Source organism: Cellvibrio fontiphilus (genome assembly GCF_042646205.1).
Classification (GTDB): domain Bacteria; phylum Pseudomonadota; class Gammaproteobacteria; order Pseudomonadales; family Cellvibrionaceae; genus Cellvibrio; species Cellvibrio fontiphilus_A.
Window position 1 is genome coordinate 1 of sequence record NZ_JBHRTF010000002.1, and the last position, 21559, is coordinate 21559.

The window sequence follows — 21559 nt, forward strand, 5'->3', positions numbered from 1 at the left end:
AACTTTCGCGCTCGACTTGCATGTGTTAGGCCTGCCGCCAGCGTTCAATCTGAGCCATGATCAAACTCTTCAGTTTAAAATCAGGTGTCGTCTTGTCGGCGAACCAACTCGAACAACTAAACTTTGCTCAGAATCATTAAACACAAATACATTACTGTTTGTGTGTTCACTTCATCTGATAATTTGCTTGTTGCCAATCACCATCCGCAAGTGCCCACACGCATTGCTTGATCTGTCTTGTTAAAAAACCGGTTAGCGCTTCGGCTTAACCGTGGGAGGCGCATTATACGCACCTTTTAAACTTTGTAGACCATTAATTTCATTAATTTTTTACAACTTATCGAGCTTGATGTTGTTACCGGGTCGCTGCTCGACAGGGCGCGCACTATACGAATCGCACCGCACCAACGCAAGCTTTTTTTGGCGCCAATAACAAAAACCTATCACTCCGCCTGTTTGATAAACACAACGGCGATTAATTCACCTGCCCCTGATCTGTTTTGCCGCCAAAAATAAACCCATACAGCCAAGCCAGCGGACCAGAGAGCCCGTAGATAACCGCAATCGCCAAAACACCCTGCTGCTGATAAATAATCAAGGAGGCAAAAACCAACACCACCAACAGCATAAAGGCGAAGGGAACCCGACCGCGGAAATTAAGCCCTTTGAAACTGGTGTAGCGGAAGTTGGAGACCATCAGTAAGCCGGTAAATGCCGTCAGAACCGCTATAGCCGCAGCCCAAACTCCTGTAGGGGCACTATCAAACCAAACCCAGACTGTAGCAGCGATAATCGAAGCCGCCGCAGGACTCGCCAACCCCATAAAATACTTTTTGTCGACAACACCTATTTGCGTATTAAAGCGCGCCAATCGCAGCGCCGCACATGCCACATAGATGAATGCCGCCGCCCAGCCCCAACGCCCTAAATCCTGCAACACCCAGCTGAACACCACCAATGCTGGCGCAACCCCAAAAGAGACCATATCCGCCAAACTATCGTATTGTTCGCCGAACGCACTTTGGGTGTTGGTCATGCGCGCAACGCGCCCATCCATACCATCCAGCAACATGGCGACAAAAATGGCGATGGCAGCATGGGAAAAATTGCCATTCATTGACGAGACAATGGCGTAGAAGCCACAAAAGAGCGCACCGGTAGTAAACAGGTTTGGCAGCAAATAGACACCGCGATGGCGAACCTTTTCACCACCCTCAGAAACTTCTTCGACCAAGTCACCAAAAGGCAAAGGCCCCTCATGATCCGTCACCTCGGTGGACTTGGATTGTTTCTGCTCATTATTAGTCATGCTCAACCTCATCGAATGCTAGGAGCCGGGGGCGACATTCTACACAGTCACCAACAAAAAACGCGGCCTGAGCCGCGCTTTTTGTTGTCGCCAAAACCGGGGTTAGTTCTTGGTCTGGTCAACGATTTTGTTGGCTTGAATCCAAGGCATCATTGCACGCAACTTGGCACCAACCACTTCAATGCCATGAGCGGCGTTGTTGCGACGGGCAGCAGTCATTGATGAATAGTTGGTTTGACCTTCCAGAATAAACTTCTTGGCGTATTCGCCAGTCTGGATATCTTTCAGCGCTTGACGCATAGCTTTGCGCGACTCTTCGTTGATCACTTTAGGACCAGTCACGTATTCGCCGTATTCAGCGTTGTTAGAGATTGAGTAGTTCATGTTGGCGATACCGCCTTCGAACATCAGATCAACAATCAACTTCAGCTCATGCAAACACTCGAAATAAGCCATTTCTGGCTCGTAGCCTGCTTCAACCAGAGTTTCAAAGCCCATTTTTACCAACTCAACAGCGCCGCCGCACAATACAGCTTGCTCACCGAACAAATCAGTTTCAGTTTCGTCTTTGAAGGTAGTTTCGATGATACCGGTACGGCCGCCACCTACGCCTGATGCGTATGACAGAGCAGTATCTTTCGCCTTGCCAGAAGCATCCTGGAATACAGCAATCAGATCTGGTACGCCGCCGCCACGTACGAATTCAGAACGCACAGTGTGACCTGGTGCTTTTGGCGCGATCATGATCACGTCCAAATCTTTGCGTGGCACTACTTGGTTGTAGTGGATCGCAAAACCGTGAGCAAACGCCAAAGTAGCGCCTTGCTTGATGTTTGGCTCGATCTCTTCTTTATAAAGCTTTGATTGGAACTCGTCCGGAGTCAGGATCATCACCACATCTGCAGATTTAACTGCAGTAGCAACGTCAGTCACTTTCAAGCCATGAGCTTCTGCTTTTCTTACAGTAGCAGAACCGGTGCGCAGACCAACTACCACATCAACACCTGAATCTTTCAGGTTGCAGGCGTGAGCGTGACCTTGCGAACCGTAACCAATGATGGCTACTTTTTTGCCTTGGATGATAGAAAGATCAGCATCTTTATCGTAATAAACGTGCATAACAGACTCCTGTTGGGATGATTACCGCCTGAGAGTGGAAAATCACAAGGCGATTTGGATAAAAGGCCGCCAGTGTAGAGAAACACCCGCATCGCGTAAAATGATATATTCGCAATTCAATATTTCATTTTATGAAACACGGTTATTACCCACTTTATGGATATCACCAAACTTCGCCTGTTTTGCAACCTCGCCAACAGCCTGCACTTTGGCCGCGCTGCCAATAGCAGCCACGTTTCTCCCTCCACGCTTAGCCGCAATATCAAGCAACTTGAAGACGATTTGGGTGTGAGCCTGTTTGTGCGCGACAACCGCTCGGTGATACTCACCCACGAAGGCGAACAATTTTTAGGGTTTGCCAAAGAAGTGATCCAGCAGTGGGAGACGTATCAGGAATCGCTGCTGGCGCAGGCCGACCAACTGCGCGGGCAACTCAGCATCTACTGCTCAGTCACTGCTAGTTACAGCTTCCTCTATGAGATCCTCACTGAGTTCCGCGTCAAACACCCAGGTATTGCGATCAAACTTCACACCGGCGACCCAGCTCAATCCATCGAGCGAATTTTGGCAGGCGATGAAGATATCGCCATCGCCGCCAAACCCGACAAATTACCATCAGGCATCAGCTTCAAACCTATCAACAGCTCGCCGCTGATTTTTATCACCGCAAACACAGAAGATTGGCAGGGCAAAAGCTGGGATGAAATTCCGGTGATCATTCCGGAAGAAGGCTTGGCAAGGGAGCGCTTAAATATTTGGTTCGATTCACTCGGCATCAAACCGAATATTTATGCCGAGGTAAAAGGTAACGAGGCGATTGTGAGTATGGTGAGTTTGGGATTCGGTGTGGGCGTTGCACCGCAAATAGTGGTGGATAACAGCCCACTGGCCGATAAAGTAAAACGTTTTGATCCACAACCGGATTTAGGCCCTTATGACACAGGAATCTGTGTGATGGAAAAACGCCTGAAAAGCCCGATTGTAAATGCATTTTGGAGCCAACTGCGCGAACCGAATCGTTAGATATTTACCGAAAGGGTTTGCTCAGAAAAGGCGAGCCAGCCAAGCCAAAACGCCAAGGCAAATCCATCGCTTTGGAAATTCCGATGCGCGGGCCAGCCACCACATCAATGGGTGTCATTGCAGGCGATAAGTGAAAAGGTTTTTGTGTGAGCGAGCGCCCATTAAATGCATGAACAATTTCCAATGCCTGCCCCACTCGTCCTGGCCCTGAACATAACAATTTTTCCGCATCAACACCGCGCCGCTCGCGCATAACGTCCAAACCCTGTGTGGGCTGTATCGCACGAATTAAAACACCTGCACCATGCCCTTCCGGCGCGCACACAAAATTCAAACACCAATGAATGCCATAAGAGCGATAAACATAGGCGCAACCCGGCGCACCAAACATAGCCATATTGCGCACACTCGGCCCAGAGAAAGTATGTGATGCAGGCTCGGATTGATCATAAGCCTCCACCTCAACAATTACACCGCCAACACCATTTACAAAAAAGTGCGCACCTATTAACTGGGGCGCAACTATGTGCGATGGCTGGGAGAAATCTATTGCGATACTTTTCATATGTTATTGTTGAGCGGAAGTAAAACCTTGCTGTTTTTTCAGTTCCATCAGCAGCGCATGTAACATTTCCGTTGATAAACCATGCAGCACCAAACGATAACCCGCGCGCAGAGTACTCATTGGCACTAGCGGATGTTTGTTGTTAAGCAATACCAAATGCTGGGGGGAATTTAAAATCGTCGCCACATACAAACCAATCGTTTCATCCAGCTGCAGCGAGTTTGAGGCGCGCCAAAAATCATTATCGGTTAAAAATAATTGATAAGTCGGCGTAAACATTTCGATAGCAGTTTGCAGATCGATGCCGTTTAACCTACCGCGCGGCATGGCTTCCAGTGTCACCTCCGGTTCTTTGATCATACTGAAATCGGGTTGTGCAACAGGCTGTAATTTTTTATCGGCGTCGCGCAGGGCTTTGCTCAGGCGAATCACGAAGTTAAATAAATTTAAATCGTGTTTTAAAAATAATTCGTCCTTCAAATCATCCAGAGTTATTGGTTTCAAAGGTGATGTTTCAACTTTCACCGGTGAATTAGCCGCAATAAATTCCAGAATCTGCGCCCCCATATGAAAGTGACGCAACACCAACCAGTTAGCCTCGGGGCGCACGCAATATTTCAAGCCAGCAGCGAGAATCCAGTGCAAAAATTTGGACGCCGCCCACTTGCGCGGCACCACCACTTTAAAAATCTGGATTAATACAATCAGCGTGCGTGCGATAGGTCTGACAAAAGGCAATAAAAATTGGCGCGATGGTGATGCCGAGTCAGTAAGCCAAGCCTGCTTAACATGATCCGGCAGGGGTGTACTTTGATCCAAATACAGCGCAAGCCACGGATTAGGATCGCGCGGATCAAATTCTGTTTGCAAAAACTCAGGTAACTGTTCTGTTTTTTCTACGTTATCCATCTGTTATGACTCCAGAATATGTTCGAACTGCATAAGATACAGTTGTGCCGTGCGTTTGGCCGTAGCGATAATCGCGCTTGCCGCCTTAGGATCAATCGCCATCACCAGTTCAACGGCAGCCAACCAACGCGCGAGATGATGTTCGTCATTCGCTCCGTGATATTCCAAAAAGCGAAATGCACTTGCCGGTAAATCCACTTGTTTGCGCAGTAAGGGTAGGAGCGCAGGCACGATACGCTGACCAGTGCCTTCAATGATATAGATCGCACCCAATAATCCGATGGGATTGGTTGTCGCAGCAAGCGAATGCAAATAACTATTCAAAGCTTCACCACCGGGATTGCGGCGTAAATTATCCAGCGGTTCAGTGCCGCCTGCTGCACAATAATCCTCGTACAAAATTTTGAAATCGTTTTGCTCTTCGCCCGCATGAGTTTCAATTAATGCAGCAAGGTCAGCATAGCTACCGGTGAGCGATGCCACGGCTTCGCGCATCCATTTACTACCCTCGCGCACTTGCGGCACCCATTGCGCAGTCCACTGGCGATAATCTTCCAGCGCAAATTGTTGGCTCACTAATTTGTGAATCACCGGACTGCGCCAAACTTGCGAGCGGTAGTCATGCCAGATACCTGCAAGGGTTGTTAATAAACTTTGCAAATGTTGCGGCGCAGATTGTGGATCATGAGGCGCTGCAATAGCAGGCAACTCGGTTTTTTCTGACGCTGTCGATCTAATTGCGGGAGTAAGGTTAGCAGCCAAAGGCGCATTGGCCGCTTCCACTTCAATCAGCATGTAAGCCGCCGTCATACGCCCCGACTCGGGGATAAAACAGAATATTTTTTCGCCCGGTTTAACCTGATGGGTATCAAGAAATTCCGCCAGCATAATAAAAATCGAGGCGGAGCCGGTATTGCCGCGCGTGGTTAAGTTGCTGTACCAGCGCTCGCGCGGAATGGTTAAGCCCGCCTTTGCCAGCAATTCTTCTACTACTGGAATAAAACGCGCCGATGAATAGTGACAAAGAAAATGATCAATCTCATCCGATGTAACCCAACCATCGTGGACGAGCTTTACATATTCGTGAATGCTCACATCAAACAAATGCGGCAGCAGGCGAATATCCTGCCGCAGCGACAACGCACCCGCCGCTTCCGCTTCACTGGATGACGGAAAATCCAAGAAAGATTTTCTGCGATCTTCGGTTAAACCCAGTTGCATGCAGACCGGATAATCACCCGCAAAGCTTTTTTGGTGAATCCAGTTTATTTTTAAGCGCACGCCGTTTTTTGCTTGTGGTGCATCGGTAAGCAACACTGCACCTGCGCCGTCAGATAACATCCAGCGCAAAAAGTGCGCATCAAAATCACTACTGTAACCGCGCGGGGCAAAGCGGCTTTTTTTAAAAATGCGCGAGGGCATTTCCGCTGTCGCCACTAAGGCTTGTTGATGCGCACCCAGCTCCACGGATTGCGCTGCGTAATTTAATGCGGAAATACCCGCAGCGCAGACACCAAGGCTCGATAAGGTTTCCATTGGCGGCGCACCTAGTTCACCTTGTACCATGGTGGCAAAACCGGGGATTAGTGCATCACTGCCCGATGAACCGACCGAGAGCAAACTTACATCACTCAGGCTCGTATTGGCGCGCGCGAGACAATCGTTAATCGCATTGGCCGCAAGCTGCGTGTGCGACGTCACTGTCTCGCCATTTTTATCAATGGCGTAATGACGGGTTTGAATACCGTTCTCTGCCAAAATTTTATTTTTGATACGCAGTGAAATGCGATTGAGTGGCGCAATAAAATCATCCATCGCCTGATTATCAACTGGCTCACCCGGTAGGTGATAGCCCGCTGATTGAATATACACACGATTAAAACGGGTAGGCATAAGTTAGTCCTTGTTGTGAAGCGAACGACTGCGCCAGCGCGGGTGCAGCAACGCCAATAAATAAGTGCGCAGCATATAACGCAGTAAACTATCTTCCTGCAACGCAGGATGAACTTGTGTTGCATAATCATAATGTTGGTGCAACTCCAGCAACTGCGACCAATGCGCACGCGGGTGTTGGTGGTGCGCGGTATGCAGCCCGATATTAAATAACAAGGGGTTAAGCAAACCATAAAAATTACGCGCAAAGTGTAAATTTTTGCCCGAGCCATCGGCATGTGCGTGTTGCAAATAGTTAGTCGCCAACAACCAATGCAGCCCATGCAACTGTGGAATCAATACCAACACGAGCCACTTTTCCCAATCAATCCACGCCAGCGCAATCCACAACCCAACAACAAGAAAATACTGCAACACACAATAATAAAAATACGCGCGTTGGAATTGATAGCGGCGTTTTAAGTAGGCGAAAAATTCTGGATAGAGCACCGAAATTGCCTGCAGCGGATGCAACAAATAACCCAACAAATGATTAGTGTCGCCGCGCGCACCGGGTGTATTAAAACGATAGGTGCGAGCCAGATCCTGCTCGCCGTGTTGGTAGCGATGGTGATTGCCAATATGGGAGGGATAAAACACAAAGGTGGGATGCCCCTGCAAGAGCGTGAGCCATAAATCCGTCAGGCGATTTAACCGGCGCGAAGTCCAGATTCGCAAATGGGTATGATTATGGTGAATCACCCCCACACCCAGCGTTAAAAATAACTCTAGCAAATACAGCGGCCAACTGAATCCCTGCTGCCATTGCCACACAACCAATAATGGCAACAGCAGTAAATAGGCAATGCTCTGCCAATCGCGCCAGTTACGCATCTTATTTAGCGCACACGCCAGCGGTTAATTTGTTTGTCGGCAGCATCGGCAGGCAAAGCGGTTTTAAAAATCCAATCCATAAACGGAAACATAAAACCGTAGTTGCCATTAAAACAGGCATGATGCAAATGGTGGCGACGCGCACCGTTAAAAATCACGCGCGGCGAGCGCGGATTAAAATCAAAATTGGAATGACCAATACTATTGAACAGCAAACTAAACAAAGGCACAGAAAAAAGTGCATAAACACTAAAATCATGCACTAACATGGGCAGCAGAATCACGTTGCCCAACATCAAAGCTTCAACTGGATGAAACGCATAAGTAGACCAGGGAGTCGTCACTACCGAGCGATGATGCGGCAAGTGAAAACGGCGCAACCAGCGCGTATGTAGCAACCAATGGTTGATATAAAAATGGATTTCATTCCAGATAACCAACACAAAAATTTCCAGCAGGATTTGTAACCCGGAAGGATTCTCCGCCAACTCCGCCCAACCCAGTTGCAGCAATCCCCAAGGGAAAATCATCCCCACCCCAAAAATCCCAATCGAACTTGCGGACAACAATAACTCACGCCGCAACTGCCCCTCACCCAACGGACGAGGGTCAAGCTTGATACCAATATGCAATCGCGGCAGCAGTTGCTGGGTGAGCATAAGGTTCAATGTACCAAACAACAAATAAATTCCGCCAAAAAAAGCGAGACCAACACCGGCTATCTCGAACATATTGGAATGTAAAATAAACTCACGCATTACTCTGAAAACCTATTCCGTTAATGATGCAGCAGCAAAGCACTTATAGATTGACTACAGCTTTATAAAAAAGGCCGATACCCTTGCGAGTATCGGCCCCTCTTATACCAACAAACACAACTTACAAACTCAACACCTTCTCGCCGCGCGAAATGCCGCACACGCCAGTGCGCACCACTTCGATAATCGCGGCATCGCCGACTGCTTGTAAAAACGCGTCGAGTTTGTCGCTCGCGCCGGTGATTTGGATGGTGTAGAGAGTGCTGGTGACATCCACGATTTGACCGCGGAAAATATCTACGCAGCGTTTAACTTCCGCCCTTTGCGCGCCAGAAGCTTTGACTTTGATCAGCATGAGTTCGCGCTCGATGTGCGAACCCTCGGTCAAATCAACCAGTTTTACCACATCAATTAATTTATTGAGGTGTTTGGTGATTTGTTCGATTTTGTGATCATCACCCAGCGTCGTCAGCGTCAGGCGCGACAGGGTTTCATCTTCCGTTGGCGCAACGGTCAGGCTTTCAATGTTGTAGCCGCGCTGGGAGAACAAACCAACAACACGGGACAGTGCACCGGGCGCGTTTTCAACTAATACAGAAATGATGCGTCTCATATCAGGTGCGCTCCGTTTTGCTTAACAACATATCGCGCATGGAACCATTGGGCGCAACTTGCATGGGGTAAACGTGTTCAGATTGATCAACCATGATGTCCATAAATACCACGCGATCTTTCAATGCAAAACACTCGGCCAATTTCGCTTTCAGCTCTTCTTTTTTGGTCACGCGAATACCAACATGACCGTAAGCTTCCGCTAATTTTACGAAGTCAGGCAATGAATCTTCATACAGACTTTCCGCGTAGCGGCTGGAGTACTGCATGTCTTGCCATTGGCGCACCATACCCAGGGCTTGGTTGTTCAAACAAATCACTTTGACTGGCAAGTGATATTGCGTACAGGTGGACAACTCCTGAATACACATTTGAATAGAACCTTCACCGGTAACGCAAACCACGGTCGCATCGCGCTCCGCCATTTGCACACCCATCGCCGCTGGCAAACCAAAGCCCATGGTGCCGAGGCCACCAGAGTTAATCCAACGACGCGGTTTATCGAACAGGTAATATTGCGCGGTAAACATTTGGTGCTGGCCAACATCAGAGGTGACATAGGCATCGCCTTTGGTGACTTCCCAAATCGCTTGAATAACCTCTTGCGGTTTAATTTTATCGCCCGAGGTATCAAAACGATTTTTGGTATACAAACCGTGGCGCTCGCGCCATTCGTTGATTTGCTCCCACCAGCTGGCAATCGCTTGCGCGTCCGGTTTTTCATCGCTTTCTTTAATCAGGCTGAGCATTTCGCTGAGCACGTTATCCACCGCACCGACGATGGGCACATCCGCCGTTACGGTTTTTGAAATGGACGCTGGGTCTATATCAATGTGGATAATTTTGGCGTTGGGGCAGAACTTGCTCACGGTGTTAGTCACACGGTCATCAAAACGCGCGCCCACAGCCAGAATCACATCACTGTGATGCATAGCGGTGTTGGCTTCATAGGTACCGTGCATGCCGAGCATACCGAGGAAGTTTTTGCCGGTGCCAGGGTAAGCGCCCAGACCCATCAGGGTATTGGTTACCGGGTAGTTGAGCAGATCCACCAATTCTTTGAGCAGGTGTGATGCGTTGCCTTGAATCACGCCGCCGCCGGAATAAATCATCGGGCGCTTGGCGCCGAGCAGCAACTGCACTGCTTTTTTGATCTGACCGGAGTGACCGCGAGTCGCTGGCGTGTAAGAACGCAGCTTTACTTTTTCCGGATAAGCATAAGGAAAGGTGTAAGCCGGATGCGTCAGGTCTTTAGGCACATCAATGACCACCGGGCCAGGGCGACCGGTTGAGGCGATGTAATAAGCCTTTTTAACAATTTCAGGAATCTCACTGGCGTGTTTGATCATAAAACTGTGTTTGACGATCGGGCGAGAGATACCCACCATGTCGGTTTCCTGGAAGGCGTCTTCACCAATCAAGTGGCTTTGCACCTGACCGGAGATCACCACCATCGGGATGGAATCCATATAGGCCGTGGCAATACCGGTAATGGCATTGGTCGCACCTGGGCCGGAAGTTACCAGAACTGTACCCACTTTGCCGGTCGCACGGGCGTAACCATCGGCGGCGTGAGTAGCGGCTTGTTCGTGGCGAACAAGAATGTGTTTAACGTCTTTTTGACGAAAGATGGCATCGTAAATATGCAGCGCAGCGCCACCTGGGTAGCCGAACACGTATTCAACGCCTTCGTCTTTCAGGGCGCGGATGAGCATATCTCCGCCGGAAAGCATTTCCACAATAATTCCCCTTTTAGGACAATAAATCGCATTTGCGAGTGCGAGCCGCATGCAGGCAAGAAGGAGCAGCGAGGCATCACACAAAACAGGCGCTAGCGCACAGCAGCAGACCAGCGCAGTGAATGATCCACGAACAAGACCCGGCAAGGCCAAGCTCGGACCAGCGAAAACCCTGCAGGTAAACAAAGGCTTTCTCAGGCAAGGCTCTGGTAGGAACCTAACCATTAGATGGGTCGCCAAGAGGGTGACTTGGCGGGAGCAGCCTAACGCCCAAGCTTAGGGGCTTCTGCAACCATCTAGCGGAAGCGGCAATTGTCCCAAGATAAGCTGCAATGTCAAGAAATTAGATGAATTTTTGTTCGTTTTTTAACGGCGAGATGAATCTACTTACCTGCTTGCGCTTGCTCACAGTTTTCAGCGGTGCGGTTTCGCTGGCCCAGCTTAAGCGCTATATTTGAGACAATTACTGCTGCAACCACCGGAACAAGGCGATCCCCATGAAACACAAACGTTTAATTAGCATTATCAGCCTTTGGGTTGCTGCATTAGCCAGCGGCAGCGCAATAGCTGCAAAAGATAATGTATTTACCTGGACCGACGACAAAGGCGTGGTTCACTACGGTGAACGTCCACCCAAAGATTCCCAGGCCCGTCAAATCAAAACACGTACAGGCCATAGCGATCCGACACCCAATACCACTGCCCCCACATCACCGACAGTATCCGCAAATGCAACACCCGATCAGGTTGCCGCTTCACTGAAAGATCCCGAGCGCTGCCTGACTGCACAAAAAAATCTGGAGCTGCTAAATACTGCAGCGCGCATCAAAATCGCCGGTGAAGATGGTGTTCAGCGCCTGCTCACCGAAGAAGAGAAAGAAGTTCAGCGCAACACTATGCAAACCATTATTGATCAAGCCTGTGAGTAATACCTAACCGGGAGCTTAATGCTCCCCGTTTGACAACATCCCCGCCTAGCACTCACCAATCTGCGTAGCTCCACTTTATTAAATATACCTACAGTTGGTAATTACAGCTGGTAGCTACCGTTGTATGACTCTTGCGCCTGGCAAGGGCCAACACATATGTCGATCAAATTTACAATTACACTATATTACAAAATCATTAACCCTATGAATTTAAATGAATTTTAACCTGCGGCACAAAATCTGCTTAGAGGAGAACGCTAGGGAAAACTCCAGCATTCAATTTTGTTTCTTAAAGGAAAAGGTCACATGAAAACTTCATTAGTTGCGGCGGGATTCATCGCCACTCTGGCACTCAGCAGCGCTGCTAACGCCTTGGTTGTTACCCCGGAAAATAGCGGCTCTACACTTGCCAATACCATCCTCGGTTCAGGCATCAGCATTAGCAACGTTAACTACACCGGTGCTAACGGCGCATCAGGTACCTTCACTAACGGCAACAGCGCAGGTCTGTCTATTGATAAGGGTATAGTGCTCTCCACTGGTCAAGCTACCAATGCAATGGGCACAAATAACACCAGCAGTGCAGGAACCTCCAATGGTACAGCTGGTTACGCCCCACTTACCGCCATTGCCGGGTTCAATACTTATGATGCCACTCGCCTGAAGTTCGATTTTGAATTTAACGGCGGTACTGGCGGCGATTTGTTCTTCAACTTTGTTTTTGGTTCTGAAGAATACCTTGAGTACGTAGGCACTCAATTCAATGACGTATTTGGTTTCTTCGTAGATGGTGTAAACGTTGCCCTGACTCCAGGCTCCAACGACCCAATCACCATCAACACTATCAATACCACCCAAAATAGCAGCCTGTTTGTCAACAACACACCAGCTACTTACAGCACCCAAATGGATGGTTTTACCAAGAGCTTGCAAATCACTCTGAAAGGTTTAAGTGCTGGTTTGCATAGCATGGAATTTGCGATTGCCGATGCCGGCGACAGTGTTCTTGATTCCTGGATTTTCGTTGAAGCCAAATCCTTTGCTGATACCCCCGTTGGTGTTTCCGAGCCTTCATCACTGACTCTCTTGGGTTTGATGTTGATGGCATTGGGCTGGAGCCGTCGCAAAGCGGCTAAATAAGCGCATAGCGTTTTTTTAGTGCCCAAAAATAAAAACGGCCGCCAAAAGTTGGCGGCCGTTTTTATTTGGATAGCATTGATTAAAAATTAATTTAACCGCTTTGGATCAAACACAATTTTGTCACCAGACAACTTGCCGTGAATAATCACGCCGGGAATAAATTTACCGCTCAGAATATCTTGTGCCAGCGGGTTTTCGATCAGCTGCTGGATGGCGCGTTTTAACGGGCGCGCGCCGTAGACAGGATCAAAACCAACACTGGCCAGTTTATTCATTACCGCATCATCCAATTCCAAGCTCAATTCGCGTTCAGCCAAACGTTTTCTCAAGAGTTCGAGCTGGATATCTGCAATGCCACGAATTTGCTCGCGACCCAGTGGGTGGAACACGACAACCTCGTCGATGCGGTTAATAAATTCGGGGCGGAAATGGCGACCGACCACATCCATCACCGCCTCTTTCATGGCGTTATAGCGATTTTCATTGTTGAGCGAATTATTCATGTCCTCGCTCACTGCATTATCAAAACTCACGGTATCAAAGGAGCGATCTTCTGCTAATTCCTGAATGCGATCCGACCCCAGGTTGGATGTCATCACAATCACGGTATTGCGAAAATCCACTGTGCGCCCTTGACCGTCGGTCAGGCGGCCATCGTCCAATACCTGCAACAAAATATTAAATACATCGGGGTGCGCTTTTTCCACTTCATCAAGCAGCAATACCGAATAGGGTTTACGGCGCACGGCTTCGGTTAAATAGCCGCCCTCTTCGTAACCCACATAACCCGGTGGTGCGCCAATTAAACGCGCGACTGAGTGTTTCTCCATAAACTCTGACATATCAATACGCACCATAGCGTCGGTGGTATCAAATAAAAATTCGGCGAGGGATTTACACAATTCGGTTTTACCCACACCGGTTGGCCCTAAAAACAAAAAAGAACCGTTAGGGCGATTGGCATCACTCAAGCCCGCACGCGAACGGCGCACCGCATTGGCAACAGCAACCACGGCTTCGTGCTGACCAATAACGCGTTTGTGCAACGCATCTTCCATACGCAATAATTTTTCGCGTTCACCTTCCAACATTTTGGACACAGGAATACCGGTCCACTTGGAAACCACTTCAGCAATTTCTTCGTCAGTCACTTTATTGCGCAGCAGTTTCATTTCCATCATTTCCGCTTGACTGGCCATGTCTAGCTGTTTTTCCAACTGCGGAATAATGCCGTACTGCAATTCACTCATGCGCGCCAAGTCACCTTTGCGACGTTTTTCTTCCAACTCCAAACGCGCCTGCTCTAATTGGCTTTTAATTTCATGGGAGCCTTGCAGCGCCGCTTTTTCGGCGCGCCAGATCTCTTCCAAATCATTGTATTCGCGCTCGTAGCGATCTATATCCTGATCAATTTTGGCGAGGCGTTTTTTACTCGCTTCGTCTTCGTCTTTTTTCACAGCTTCGCGTTCAATTTTTAATTGAATCAAACGGCGCTCCAAACGATCCATCTCTTCCGGCTTGGAATCTATTTCCATGCGGATGCGGCTGGCCGCCTCATCGATAAGGTCGATGGCTTTATCAGGTAATTGGCGATCAGTAATGTAGCGCTGGGACAATTTAGCGGCTGCAATAATCGCCGAGTCAGTGATATCCACACCGTGGTGAATTTCATAGCGCTCTTTTAAGCCGCGCAAAATGGCAATGGTGTCTGACTCATTGGGTTCATCCACCAAAACTTTTTGGAAGCGGCGCTCAAGTGCAGCGTCTTTTTCAATATATTTGCGATACTCATCCAAAGTAGTCGCGCCCACGCAGTGCAATTCACCGCGCGCTAATGCCGGCTTGAGCATATTGCCTGCGTCCATCGCACCTTCTGCTTTACCGGCGCCGACCATGGTGTGAATTTCGTCAATAAATAAAATGACGCGCCCTTCTTGTTTGCTCAATTCGTTAATTACGGATTTCAAACGCTCTTCAAAATCGCCACGGAATTTTGCACCGGCGAGCAGTGCACCCAAATCCAGCGCGAGCAGGCGTTTATCTTTTAAACCTTCGGGCACTTCACCATTGACTATGCGCTGGGCGAGGCCTTCCACAATCGCAGTTTTACCTACGCCCGGCTCGCCAATTAACACCGGATTATTTTTAGTGCGACGCTGCAACACTTGAATAGTGCGGCGAATTTCATCATCGCGGCCAATCACCGGATCGAGTTTGCCCTCTTCCGCGCGCGCGGTTAAATCCACGGTGTATTTTTCCAGTGCCTGACGATTACCTTCGGAGTCGGCGTCCTCGACTTTTTCACCGCCGCGCACTTTTTGAATCGCCTGCTGCAAACGCTGGGCATTGCCGAATTTTTTTAACAGTTCCGGTAGTGCACCCTGCATTTCATTCATTAACACCAGCAACACTGAATCGCTGGAGACAAATTTATCTCCCGCTTTTTGTGCATGGCGATCAGCAAGATTGAGGACTTTTACCAAGTCCGGTGACATGGTGACTTCACCGGTAGGATTTTTGATTCGCGGCAAGTTTTCCACTAATTCGTTAAGCGCGGTGCGCAAACCGGACACATCAAAACCGGCCTGGCTCAACAGGGAGCGCACACTGGCAGCACCTTTTTGATCAATCATCGCCAGAAGCAAATGACTAGTATCCAGTTGGCTGTGATCCTGCCCCAGTGCGATGGACTGGGCGTCAGACAGCGCCAGCTGTAATTGATTGGTTAAACGGTCGATACGCATGACTTACCTCTGCAAAAAAATCAGTCGGGGCGAACAAAACGGGTCGCAAGAATTGACTCGATTGGAGCAGACGTGGGGGCAAGCAAAGTGATTTCAAGCAGGCGGCAACCTGCTTGAGAATATTGATAACCAAGAAGTGATGTTTTTTGCGCTAGATCAAACGCTTTTGCGCCAGAGGAGCGCTTACACTTGCGGAGAGATAGTGCGCGGGGTTTCTTTTACATCAAAAAACTTGATGGTCAGCGGGTAGTTTTTAACGACGCCTTTATTGGCATCCATGGCCCCCATAATGGTAAACACCACCGAACAGATTGCCAGCGCAGCCAACATCGGAATGCCGATCAAAACAACAAACAAAATCAGGCAGATAATTGCGTAGATCAGCGAACTGAATACCCAGTTCATCACCACTTTACCTTGCTCATCAACATAAGGGTCGTCTTTTTTGGACTGCCACATAATCAGCGGAACGACCAGCCCTAAAAACGGAAACAGCCAGGAGCAAAACTGGGTCAGGTGCAAAACCATGGCGTAATCGTAGTTATTGGTCTGCAAAATCGTATGCGGCTGGGCCAGCTCTTTTTGACCGTTGAGAATACGCGCCTTCGCCTGTTGGTATTCCTCCTCGCTGATCAAACCTTTTTGTTTGAGATCGTTCAGTTTTTCAATTTGTTCAAGATCCATGGCAAAACTCCTGTGACTATTTTAAACCTGTGACTATTTTAAACCTGTGACTATTAAAAAAGGAGAACCACACTGGCCAAAAGAGGCGCAAGCTGGCACAAGCCAACACCGAGCTAAACGCGTTCCGGTTAATTGTTTTGACACATTTAACACCGGAATGGATTCAGCCGGCTGCTGTTTATTCTAGCCAGATCAAACTGGCCATTCTGCCGGTGGTTTTATCGCGGCGGTAGGAATAAAAGCGCTCTTGATCTGCAAAGGTGCAATAGTCACCGCCGTAAATCGCAGTCACCCCCAAGGCATTCAGCTCAGCGCGAGCGAGCGCATAGATGTCGGCATAAAAATGTAGCGGGCGCGCACCAACAGCAAAAGCCGCCGCGATTTCATCCGCGTGTTCTGCACTGCGCGCAGCTGCAAAAAATGCTTCAAGCACATCTATGCCCACTTCAAAATGCGCTTGTGAAATAGCCGGGCCAAGGTAGGCAAGCAGGTCGCCGCGCGCCGCCGGGAATTTATCCAATGCCTCTGCGCAAATTCCACCGGCCAGGCTGCGCCAACCACAATGCAGCGCCGCTACCTGCGTACCCTGTTTATCGCACAGTAAAATGGGCAAACAATCCGCGGTCATCACCACACAGGCATGCCCGCGCTGATTACTGTAACTGCCATCGGCGGTACGCACCAAACCATCGGTTTGCGCATCGACTACTTTAATGCCGTGGATCTGTTCGAGCCACTGCGGCGTGTTTTGCAATCCTAACTGCGCTGCAAGCTGCGCGCGGTTAGCGGCAACATGCGCAGGGTTGTCGCCCACATGCAGGCCGAAATTGTTGCTAGCGAAGGGCGGCAGGCTTACACCACCCGCACGGGTGGTGATAAATGCGCGCACATTGCTTGGGGCGGGCCAGCCCAACACCAAACAGGGATATGACGATGCTGGCTGTTGGGTTGAATCATTCATTCGAATTGAATACAAATTGTCCGCTGTAGGCTCGGCGCCAGTTGAGGCTCGTGTCTGGCGCCCACAATTGTTTGGAGTAGTCTATTGCTGCACCACCCGCAGAAACAGGATTACCCATTGCCATCAACTTGTTATTCCAAGTGAAAGAATCCGTCGCTAAAAATGGCACCTGATTAGACTCCAATGACCAATTGTTTCCGTCAGCTGAAGACCATTGGCTACGATCCGCACGGTCGGAATTGAACAACACTAAAGTTTCATCGCTAACTGCGACCAAAAAGTCATTCTTAATCGTCAGATTGTTTAACGCTTCTGCTTGCCAAACTAAGCCATCGTCAGTTGAGTAGGCTTTTAAGGTTCGCGTAGCGTCCCAAATAGTCCCGTAATTGACAATAAACCACAGCCGGTTCTTAAAAACAAAAAGCTGTTTGTATATCAATCCACCCGTCGGTAAATCAAAGTTTCCAGTCTTCACCCATTCGGTGCCATCAACCGATGACCAAATCTCATCAAATGACTGACTAAAGTTGTTTCCACCCGCAGCCCATAGCTTGCCATTAAATGAGACAAGCGCTTGTGATGTGCGGGGAGAAAAAGCGGTAGAAGATGCTATTTGCGTCCAGTTTTTGCCGTCTGGTGATGACCAAATATCGTTCCGATATTGCCCCGTGCCCGCAAAGCCACCCACTACATATAAGGCGCCGTTATGCACCACAAGGTCACATAGCGATTGCGCGGGCACTGGCGAATTGATAGATAAACGACTCCAATCTAGTAAATCATTTGCCTGCCACAATACATCCGCGCCATCAGTGGCATAGAGTTGGCCAGCAAGCTCAAAATACCGGCAAGCATCCGGAATGTTTGCGCGAGTGCTGTTAGCCCAATCCACACCATTTGACGTGGCCCAAACCTTGTCGCGCAAGAATCCACCCAGCATAAATAGCTCACCCTTTAGCGGCAGAATTTTATGCTCCAACTGCGTTTCAGGCAGTACCGATGATGCCAATTCCCAGGAGAGTCCATCGCTAGAGAACCAAATATCCTTTAACGCCCCCACACCAGAAACATAACCACCAGTGAGCCATAGCTTGCCGCCAAATTGATGTATTGCATGGCCGTCGCGACTAGTAAAGGCAGCGTGTTCGACAACCAGCGACCAGTTAACGCCATCCGTAGATGTCCAGACATCATTTTTAGCCGATGTGGTAAATCCACCAGTCAGGAAGAGTTGGTTGTTGTATGAAGTGATTTGCATTCCCGAACGCGCGCCAAAAGGAGCAGCATCGACTTCTTTGTTCCAAGTGATACCGTCGGAAGACGACCATATATCACTCAAGGTATCGCCCGCCTCACCCCCAACCAACCACAACTTGCCCAAGAAAGCGAAAACCGTGTGTTCGTAGCGCGCACTAAATGCAGCATGTTGGCTTCGTAGAACCCAATTAATGCCATCAGTTGATGACCAGATATCGTTAGCGCGGCCATTGTCAGTCAAGCCACCAATCAGCCATAACTGATTATTAAACAAGGCGATCCGGTGATACTTGCGCGCAGAAAAAGCGGCCTGCGCCAACTCCTTTTTCCAGTTGGCACCGTCAGTTGACGACCAGATATCGGATTTATAACCGCTTTGCGAGCCGCCAATTAGCCATAATTTATTATTAAATACCAAAGCTTCAGCGCCATCGCGATCGAGAAACTTGTCAGTACCAATAGTTAGGGCAGATATATCATCGCCATTTTTTAAAGCGTAATAGGCATGCCCACCAAGTGCTAAGGTGCCATCAGTGACACTGCCTCCAGTTAAAACATCCGCTTCAACTGCATCGCAATCCTGATAGCGCAAATAATCACATTGCCCATCGGTGGTGCGAACAAACTCCATCCCGTTTGCCAATAGCTCAACATCAACCACGGTATCCGATTCGCCAACCCAAGCCGTAAAACCAACCTTTGCCGGTGTAGCCGGGAGCGACGAGCGCCCCAAGCTACTCGTACTTGCCAGAACGCTTGATGAAGATGAAACCGCAGCAGAGCTCAGGCTTACTGCTGAAGAACCGGGCAGCCCCCCAGCGGAGGATGAACTTGACTGCGCAAGAGAACTAAATGAAGACGAAGACGCTACAGGTACGGGCTTATTCCCACTAGAACCACCACCGCCACAACCACTCAACACACATACAGCTAACAGCAAAACGATATCTATCCGGTACATATAATCTGTTTGTCCTTAACACTCAGTCATCGACAAGGGTGTAGCCAGTATTTAACGCTTCAAGCAGGTTTTTAAAATCCTCTGGCAAGGGCGCAGTCCACTCGGTGTATTCGCCTGTGCCCGGATGCTCCAACCCCAGTTTGAAGGCATGTAAGGCCTGGCGCGGGAAACTTTTGAGGGTATCAACCAAATGTTGGTTGGCGCCTTTGGGGATCTTAAAACGGTTGCCGTAAGTTTGATCGCCTACCAGCGGGTGCCCGATGTGCGCCATATGCACGCGAATTTGATGGGTGCGGCCCGTCTCCAGTTTTACCCGGATATGGGTATGACTTGGATAGCGTTTGGCCACGCGGTAGTGAGTCACCGCGCGTTTACCACCTGCGCTTAACACCGCCATGAGTTTGCGCTGGATAGGATGGCGTCCCATAGGTGCATCCACCGTACCGCCACCGGTCATAGCGCCGACCGCAACCGCTTCGTACTCTCGGCTCACGGTGCGATCCGCCAACTGCTCGACCAGATCGGTGTGTGCTTCCAGGGTTTTGGCAATCACCATCAACCCGGTCGTTTCCTTATCCAGACGATGCACAATACCCGCGCGCGGCAAATTGATCAGGCCGGGAATATGGTTGAGCAGGGCATTGACCAGAGTGCCGGTATAGTTGCCCGCCGCCGGGTGAACCACCAGCCCCGCCTGTTTATTAATAACAATCAGGTCATCGTCTTCGTGGACTATGTCCAGGGTAATCTCTTCCGGCTCCCAGTCGCCCTGCGCCTCCAACTCAGCCTTTAGCTCAAGCTGTTCACCGCCGATCAATTTGTCCTTAGGTTTGGCGATGCGGCCATCCACCTTGAGCTGGCCGTCTTTAATCCAGCTTTGCAAACGCGAGCGCGAGAAGTCGGGGAACAACTCCGAGGCGATCTGGTCAAAACGCATGCCGCTCATTTGGATCGGCACCTGTGCGCTCAGGTCAAAAACATCTTTCATTAAAAAACCTCTAGTGATGTGTTTCTGGCTGTGATGATTTGCCAAAAACCGGAAAGTGGGAGCTTTTACCGCTGCCAGATTGGTATCCGCCAAGCTCTGTGTTTAAATACCCTGCCCCGCAAATGGGGCCTTTGTTTATTGAGATAAGAGTCTATAACCCTATGCGCGTCCTGCCCTGTTTGATGCTCAGCAGCCTGATTTTGCTGACTGCTTGCTCCTCTAAAGAGCCCGAATACACCACCGAAGCAGATTTATACAATGCCGCCGAGCAGCAACTGGAACGTGGCCAGTGGGAATCGGCGATTCGCAACCTTAACTCACTGGAAGAAAACTTCCCCTTCGGCACCTATGCCGAGCAAGCGCAGCTGGAACTTATCTATGCCCAGTACAGTTCTGGCGAGCCAGATGCGGCGATTGCCACTGCCAACCGTTTTATCCGTCTTCACCCACAACACCGCAACGTCGATTATGCTTACTACATGCTGGGCATGAGTTCCTTTACCAAAGACCAAGGCATGTTTGAGCGGGTAATGCCGGTGGATACCTCCAAACGCGACCCGGGTGCAGCGCGTGAATCACTCGCCAATTTTACCCAATTACTCAATCGTTTTCCCGACAGTACCTACGCGGCAGACGCCAAGAAGCGCATGTTACACCTGCGCAACCACTTGGCGCGCTATGAAATTCACGTAGCCAACTATTACTTCAAGCGCGGCGCGTATCTGGCGGCCATTTCCCGTGGCCGTTATGTCATGGAAAACTTCCCGCAGAGCCCCGCAATCCCGGACGCCCTGGCCGTTATGGTACAGGGCTATTACCTGATGAAGATGGACGCACAGGCAGAGGAAATGCTGGAAATTCTCAAACTCAATTATGCCGATTATCCAGCGCTGAACAGCAACGGCAGCTTCAATAAAGAGTATATGTATAACAACGGCAGATCACGCTGGCTTGCCTATTTAACACTAGGACTGTTCAGCAAAGATGAAATTACCGGTTTTGATACCCGCGCACTCTATGACCCGCAATACAAAAAACCGGATATGTCCGTCAGTCGTGTGAACTAAGGCCTGACAGCGATCAACAGAGATGTAA

Annotated in this window: 18 protein-coding genes and 1 rRNA gene; 4 read left to right on the top strand and 15 right to left on the bottom strand. The window is 49.4% G+C overall.

Annotated elements, in window-relative coordinates; translation table 11 throughout:
• From ACFODX_RS01905 to ilvC, 3 genes are all read right to left on the bottom strand, one after another.
• Window positions 1–76 (bottom strand): 16S ribosomal RNA (locus tag ACFODX_RS01905); the annotation flags it as partial.
• Window positions 77–475: 399 nt separating this feature from the next.
• Entirely contained in the window at window positions 476–1309 is an 834-nt protein-coding gene (pssA, locus tag ACFODX_RS01910) for a CDP-diacylglycerol--serine O-phosphatidyltransferase (protein WP_378115519.1), read from the bottom strand.
• Between the two features lie 102 nt (window positions 1310–1411).
• A complete protein-coding gene (gene ilvC, locus ACFODX_RS01915) occupies window positions 1412–2428 on the bottom strand; it encodes a ketol-acid reductoisomerase (RefSeq protein ID WP_324256812.1) in 1017 nt (338 codons plus the stop codon).
• A 156-nt stretch (window positions 2429–2584) separates the two neighbouring features.
• Here ilvC and ilvY point away from each other — a divergent pair, with 156 nt between their 5' ends.
• The gene (gene ilvY / locus ACFODX_RS01920) at window positions 2585–3451 is read left to right on the top strand and encodes an HTH-type transcriptional activator IlvY (protein ID WP_378115521.1); all 867 of its coding nucleotides are present in this window, start codon (window positions 2585–2587) and stop codon (window positions 3449–3451) included.
• A gap of 4 nt (window positions 3452–3455) precedes the next feature.
• Here the strand turns inward: ilvY and ACFODX_RS01925 are convergent, their stop codons facing one another.
• The 7 genes from ACFODX_RS01925 to ACFODX_RS01955 all read right to left on the bottom strand — a co-directional run bounded on the left by ACFODX_RS01925 (window position 3456) and on the right by ACFODX_RS01955 (window position 10800).
• Window positions 3456–4016: a DNA-3-methyladenine glycosylase gene (locus ACFODX_RS01925; protein ID WP_378115523.1), complete on the bottom strand. Its 561-nt coding sequence runs from the start codon at window positions 4014–4016 to the stop codon at window positions 3456–3458.
• A 3-nt stretch (window positions 4017–4019) separates the two neighbouring features.
• Window positions 4020–4925 (bottom strand): DUF6999 family protein, encoded by a 906-nt coding sequence (locus tag ACFODX_RS01930; RefSeq protein WP_378115525.1) that lies wholly within the window; start codon window positions 4923–4925, stop codon window positions 4020–4022.
• A 3-nt stretch (window positions 4926–4928) separates the two neighbouring features.
• On the bottom strand, window positions 4929–6818 hold the full coding sequence (locus ACFODX_RS01935) for an iron-containing redox enzyme family protein (protein WP_378115527.1): 1890 nt from the start codon (window positions 6816–6818) through the stop codon (window positions 4929–4931).
• Between the two features lie 3 nt (window positions 6819–6821).
• Entirely contained in the window at window positions 6822–7691 is an 870-nt protein-coding gene (locus ACFODX_RS01940; RefSeq protein WP_378115529.1) for a fatty acid desaturase, read from the bottom strand.
• Between the two features lie 5 nt (window positions 7692–7696).
• Window positions 7697–8449, bottom strand: a complete 753-nt coding sequence (locus tag ACFODX_RS01945; protein WP_378115531.1) for a sterol desaturase family protein — start codon at window positions 8447–8449, stop codon at window positions 7697–7699.
• Between the two features lie 121 nt (window positions 8450–8570).
• Entirely contained in the window at window positions 8571–9062 is a 492-nt protein-coding gene (ilvN, locus tag ACFODX_RS01950; RefSeq protein ID WP_324256818.1) for an acetolactate synthase small subunit, read from the bottom strand.
• A 1-nt stretch (window position 9063) separates the two neighbouring features.
• On the bottom strand, window positions 9064–10800 hold the full coding sequence (locus ACFODX_RS01955) for an acetolactate synthase 3 large subunit (RefSeq protein ID WP_378115534.1): 1737 nt from the start codon (window positions 10798–10800) through the stop codon (window positions 9064–9066).
• Between the two features lie 497 nt (window positions 10801–11297).
• Between ACFODX_RS01955 and ACFODX_RS01960 the strand changes: the two genes are divergently transcribed.
• Together ACFODX_RS01960 and ACFODX_RS01965 are read left to right on the top strand one after the other, a co-directional pair.
• Entirely contained in the window at window positions 11298–11729 is a 432-nt protein-coding gene (locus ACFODX_RS01960) for a DUF4124 domain-containing protein (protein WP_378115536.1), read from the top strand.
• 306 nt (window positions 11730–12035) lie between these two features.
• Complete coding sequence (locus ACFODX_RS01965; protein WP_378115538.1) at window positions 12036–12869, top strand: choice-of-anchor L domain-containing protein; 834 nt, start codon at window positions 12036–12038, stop codon at window positions 12867–12869.
• 86 nt (window positions 12870–12955) lie between these two features.
• Here the strand turns inward: ACFODX_RS01965 and clpB are convergent, their stop codons facing one another.
• The 5 genes from clpB to rluD form a co-directional block, all read right to left on the bottom strand.
• Window positions 12956–15613 carry an ATP-dependent chaperone ClpB gene (gene clpB / locus ACFODX_RS01970; protein WP_378115540.1) on the bottom strand — a complete coding sequence of 886 codons (2658 nt, stop codon included), beginning with the start codon at window positions 15611–15613 and terminating at the stop codon, window positions 12956–12958.
• 183 nt (window positions 15614–15796) lie between these two features.
• The gene (locus ACFODX_RS01975) at window positions 15797–16297 is read right to left on the bottom strand and encodes a DUF4870 domain-containing protein (RefSeq protein WP_378115542.1); all 501 of its coding nucleotides are present in this window, start codon (window positions 16295–16297) and stop codon (window positions 15797–15799) included.
• Window positions 16298–16475: 178 nt separating this feature from the next.
• Entirely contained in the window at window positions 16476–17273 is a 798-nt protein-coding gene (gene pgeF, locus ACFODX_RS01980) for a peptidoglycan editing factor PgeF (protein ID WP_378115544.1), read from the bottom strand.
• Window positions 17251–19176 (bottom strand): Kelch repeat-containing protein, encoded by a 1926-nt coding sequence (locus tag ACFODX_RS01985; protein WP_378115546.1) that lies wholly within the window; start codon window positions 19174–19176, stop codon window positions 17251–17253. Before ACFODX_RS01985 ends, pgeF begins: the two co-directional genes overlap by 23 nt.
• A gap of 322 nt (window positions 19177–19498) precedes the next feature.
• Window positions 19499–20464, bottom strand: a complete 966-nt coding sequence (gene rluD, locus ACFODX_RS01990) for a 23S rRNA pseudouridine(1911/1915/1917) synthase RluD (RefSeq protein ID WP_378115548.1) — start codon at window positions 20462–20464, stop codon at window positions 19499–19501.
• A 161-nt stretch (window positions 20465–20625) separates the two neighbouring features.
• Between rluD and ACFODX_RS01995 the strand changes: the two genes are divergently transcribed.
• A complete protein-coding gene (locus ACFODX_RS01995; RefSeq protein WP_378115550.1) occupies window positions 20626–21531 on the top strand; it encodes an outer membrane protein assembly factor BamD in 906 nt (301 codons plus the stop codon).
• Window positions 21532–21559 lie beyond the last annotated feature (28 nt).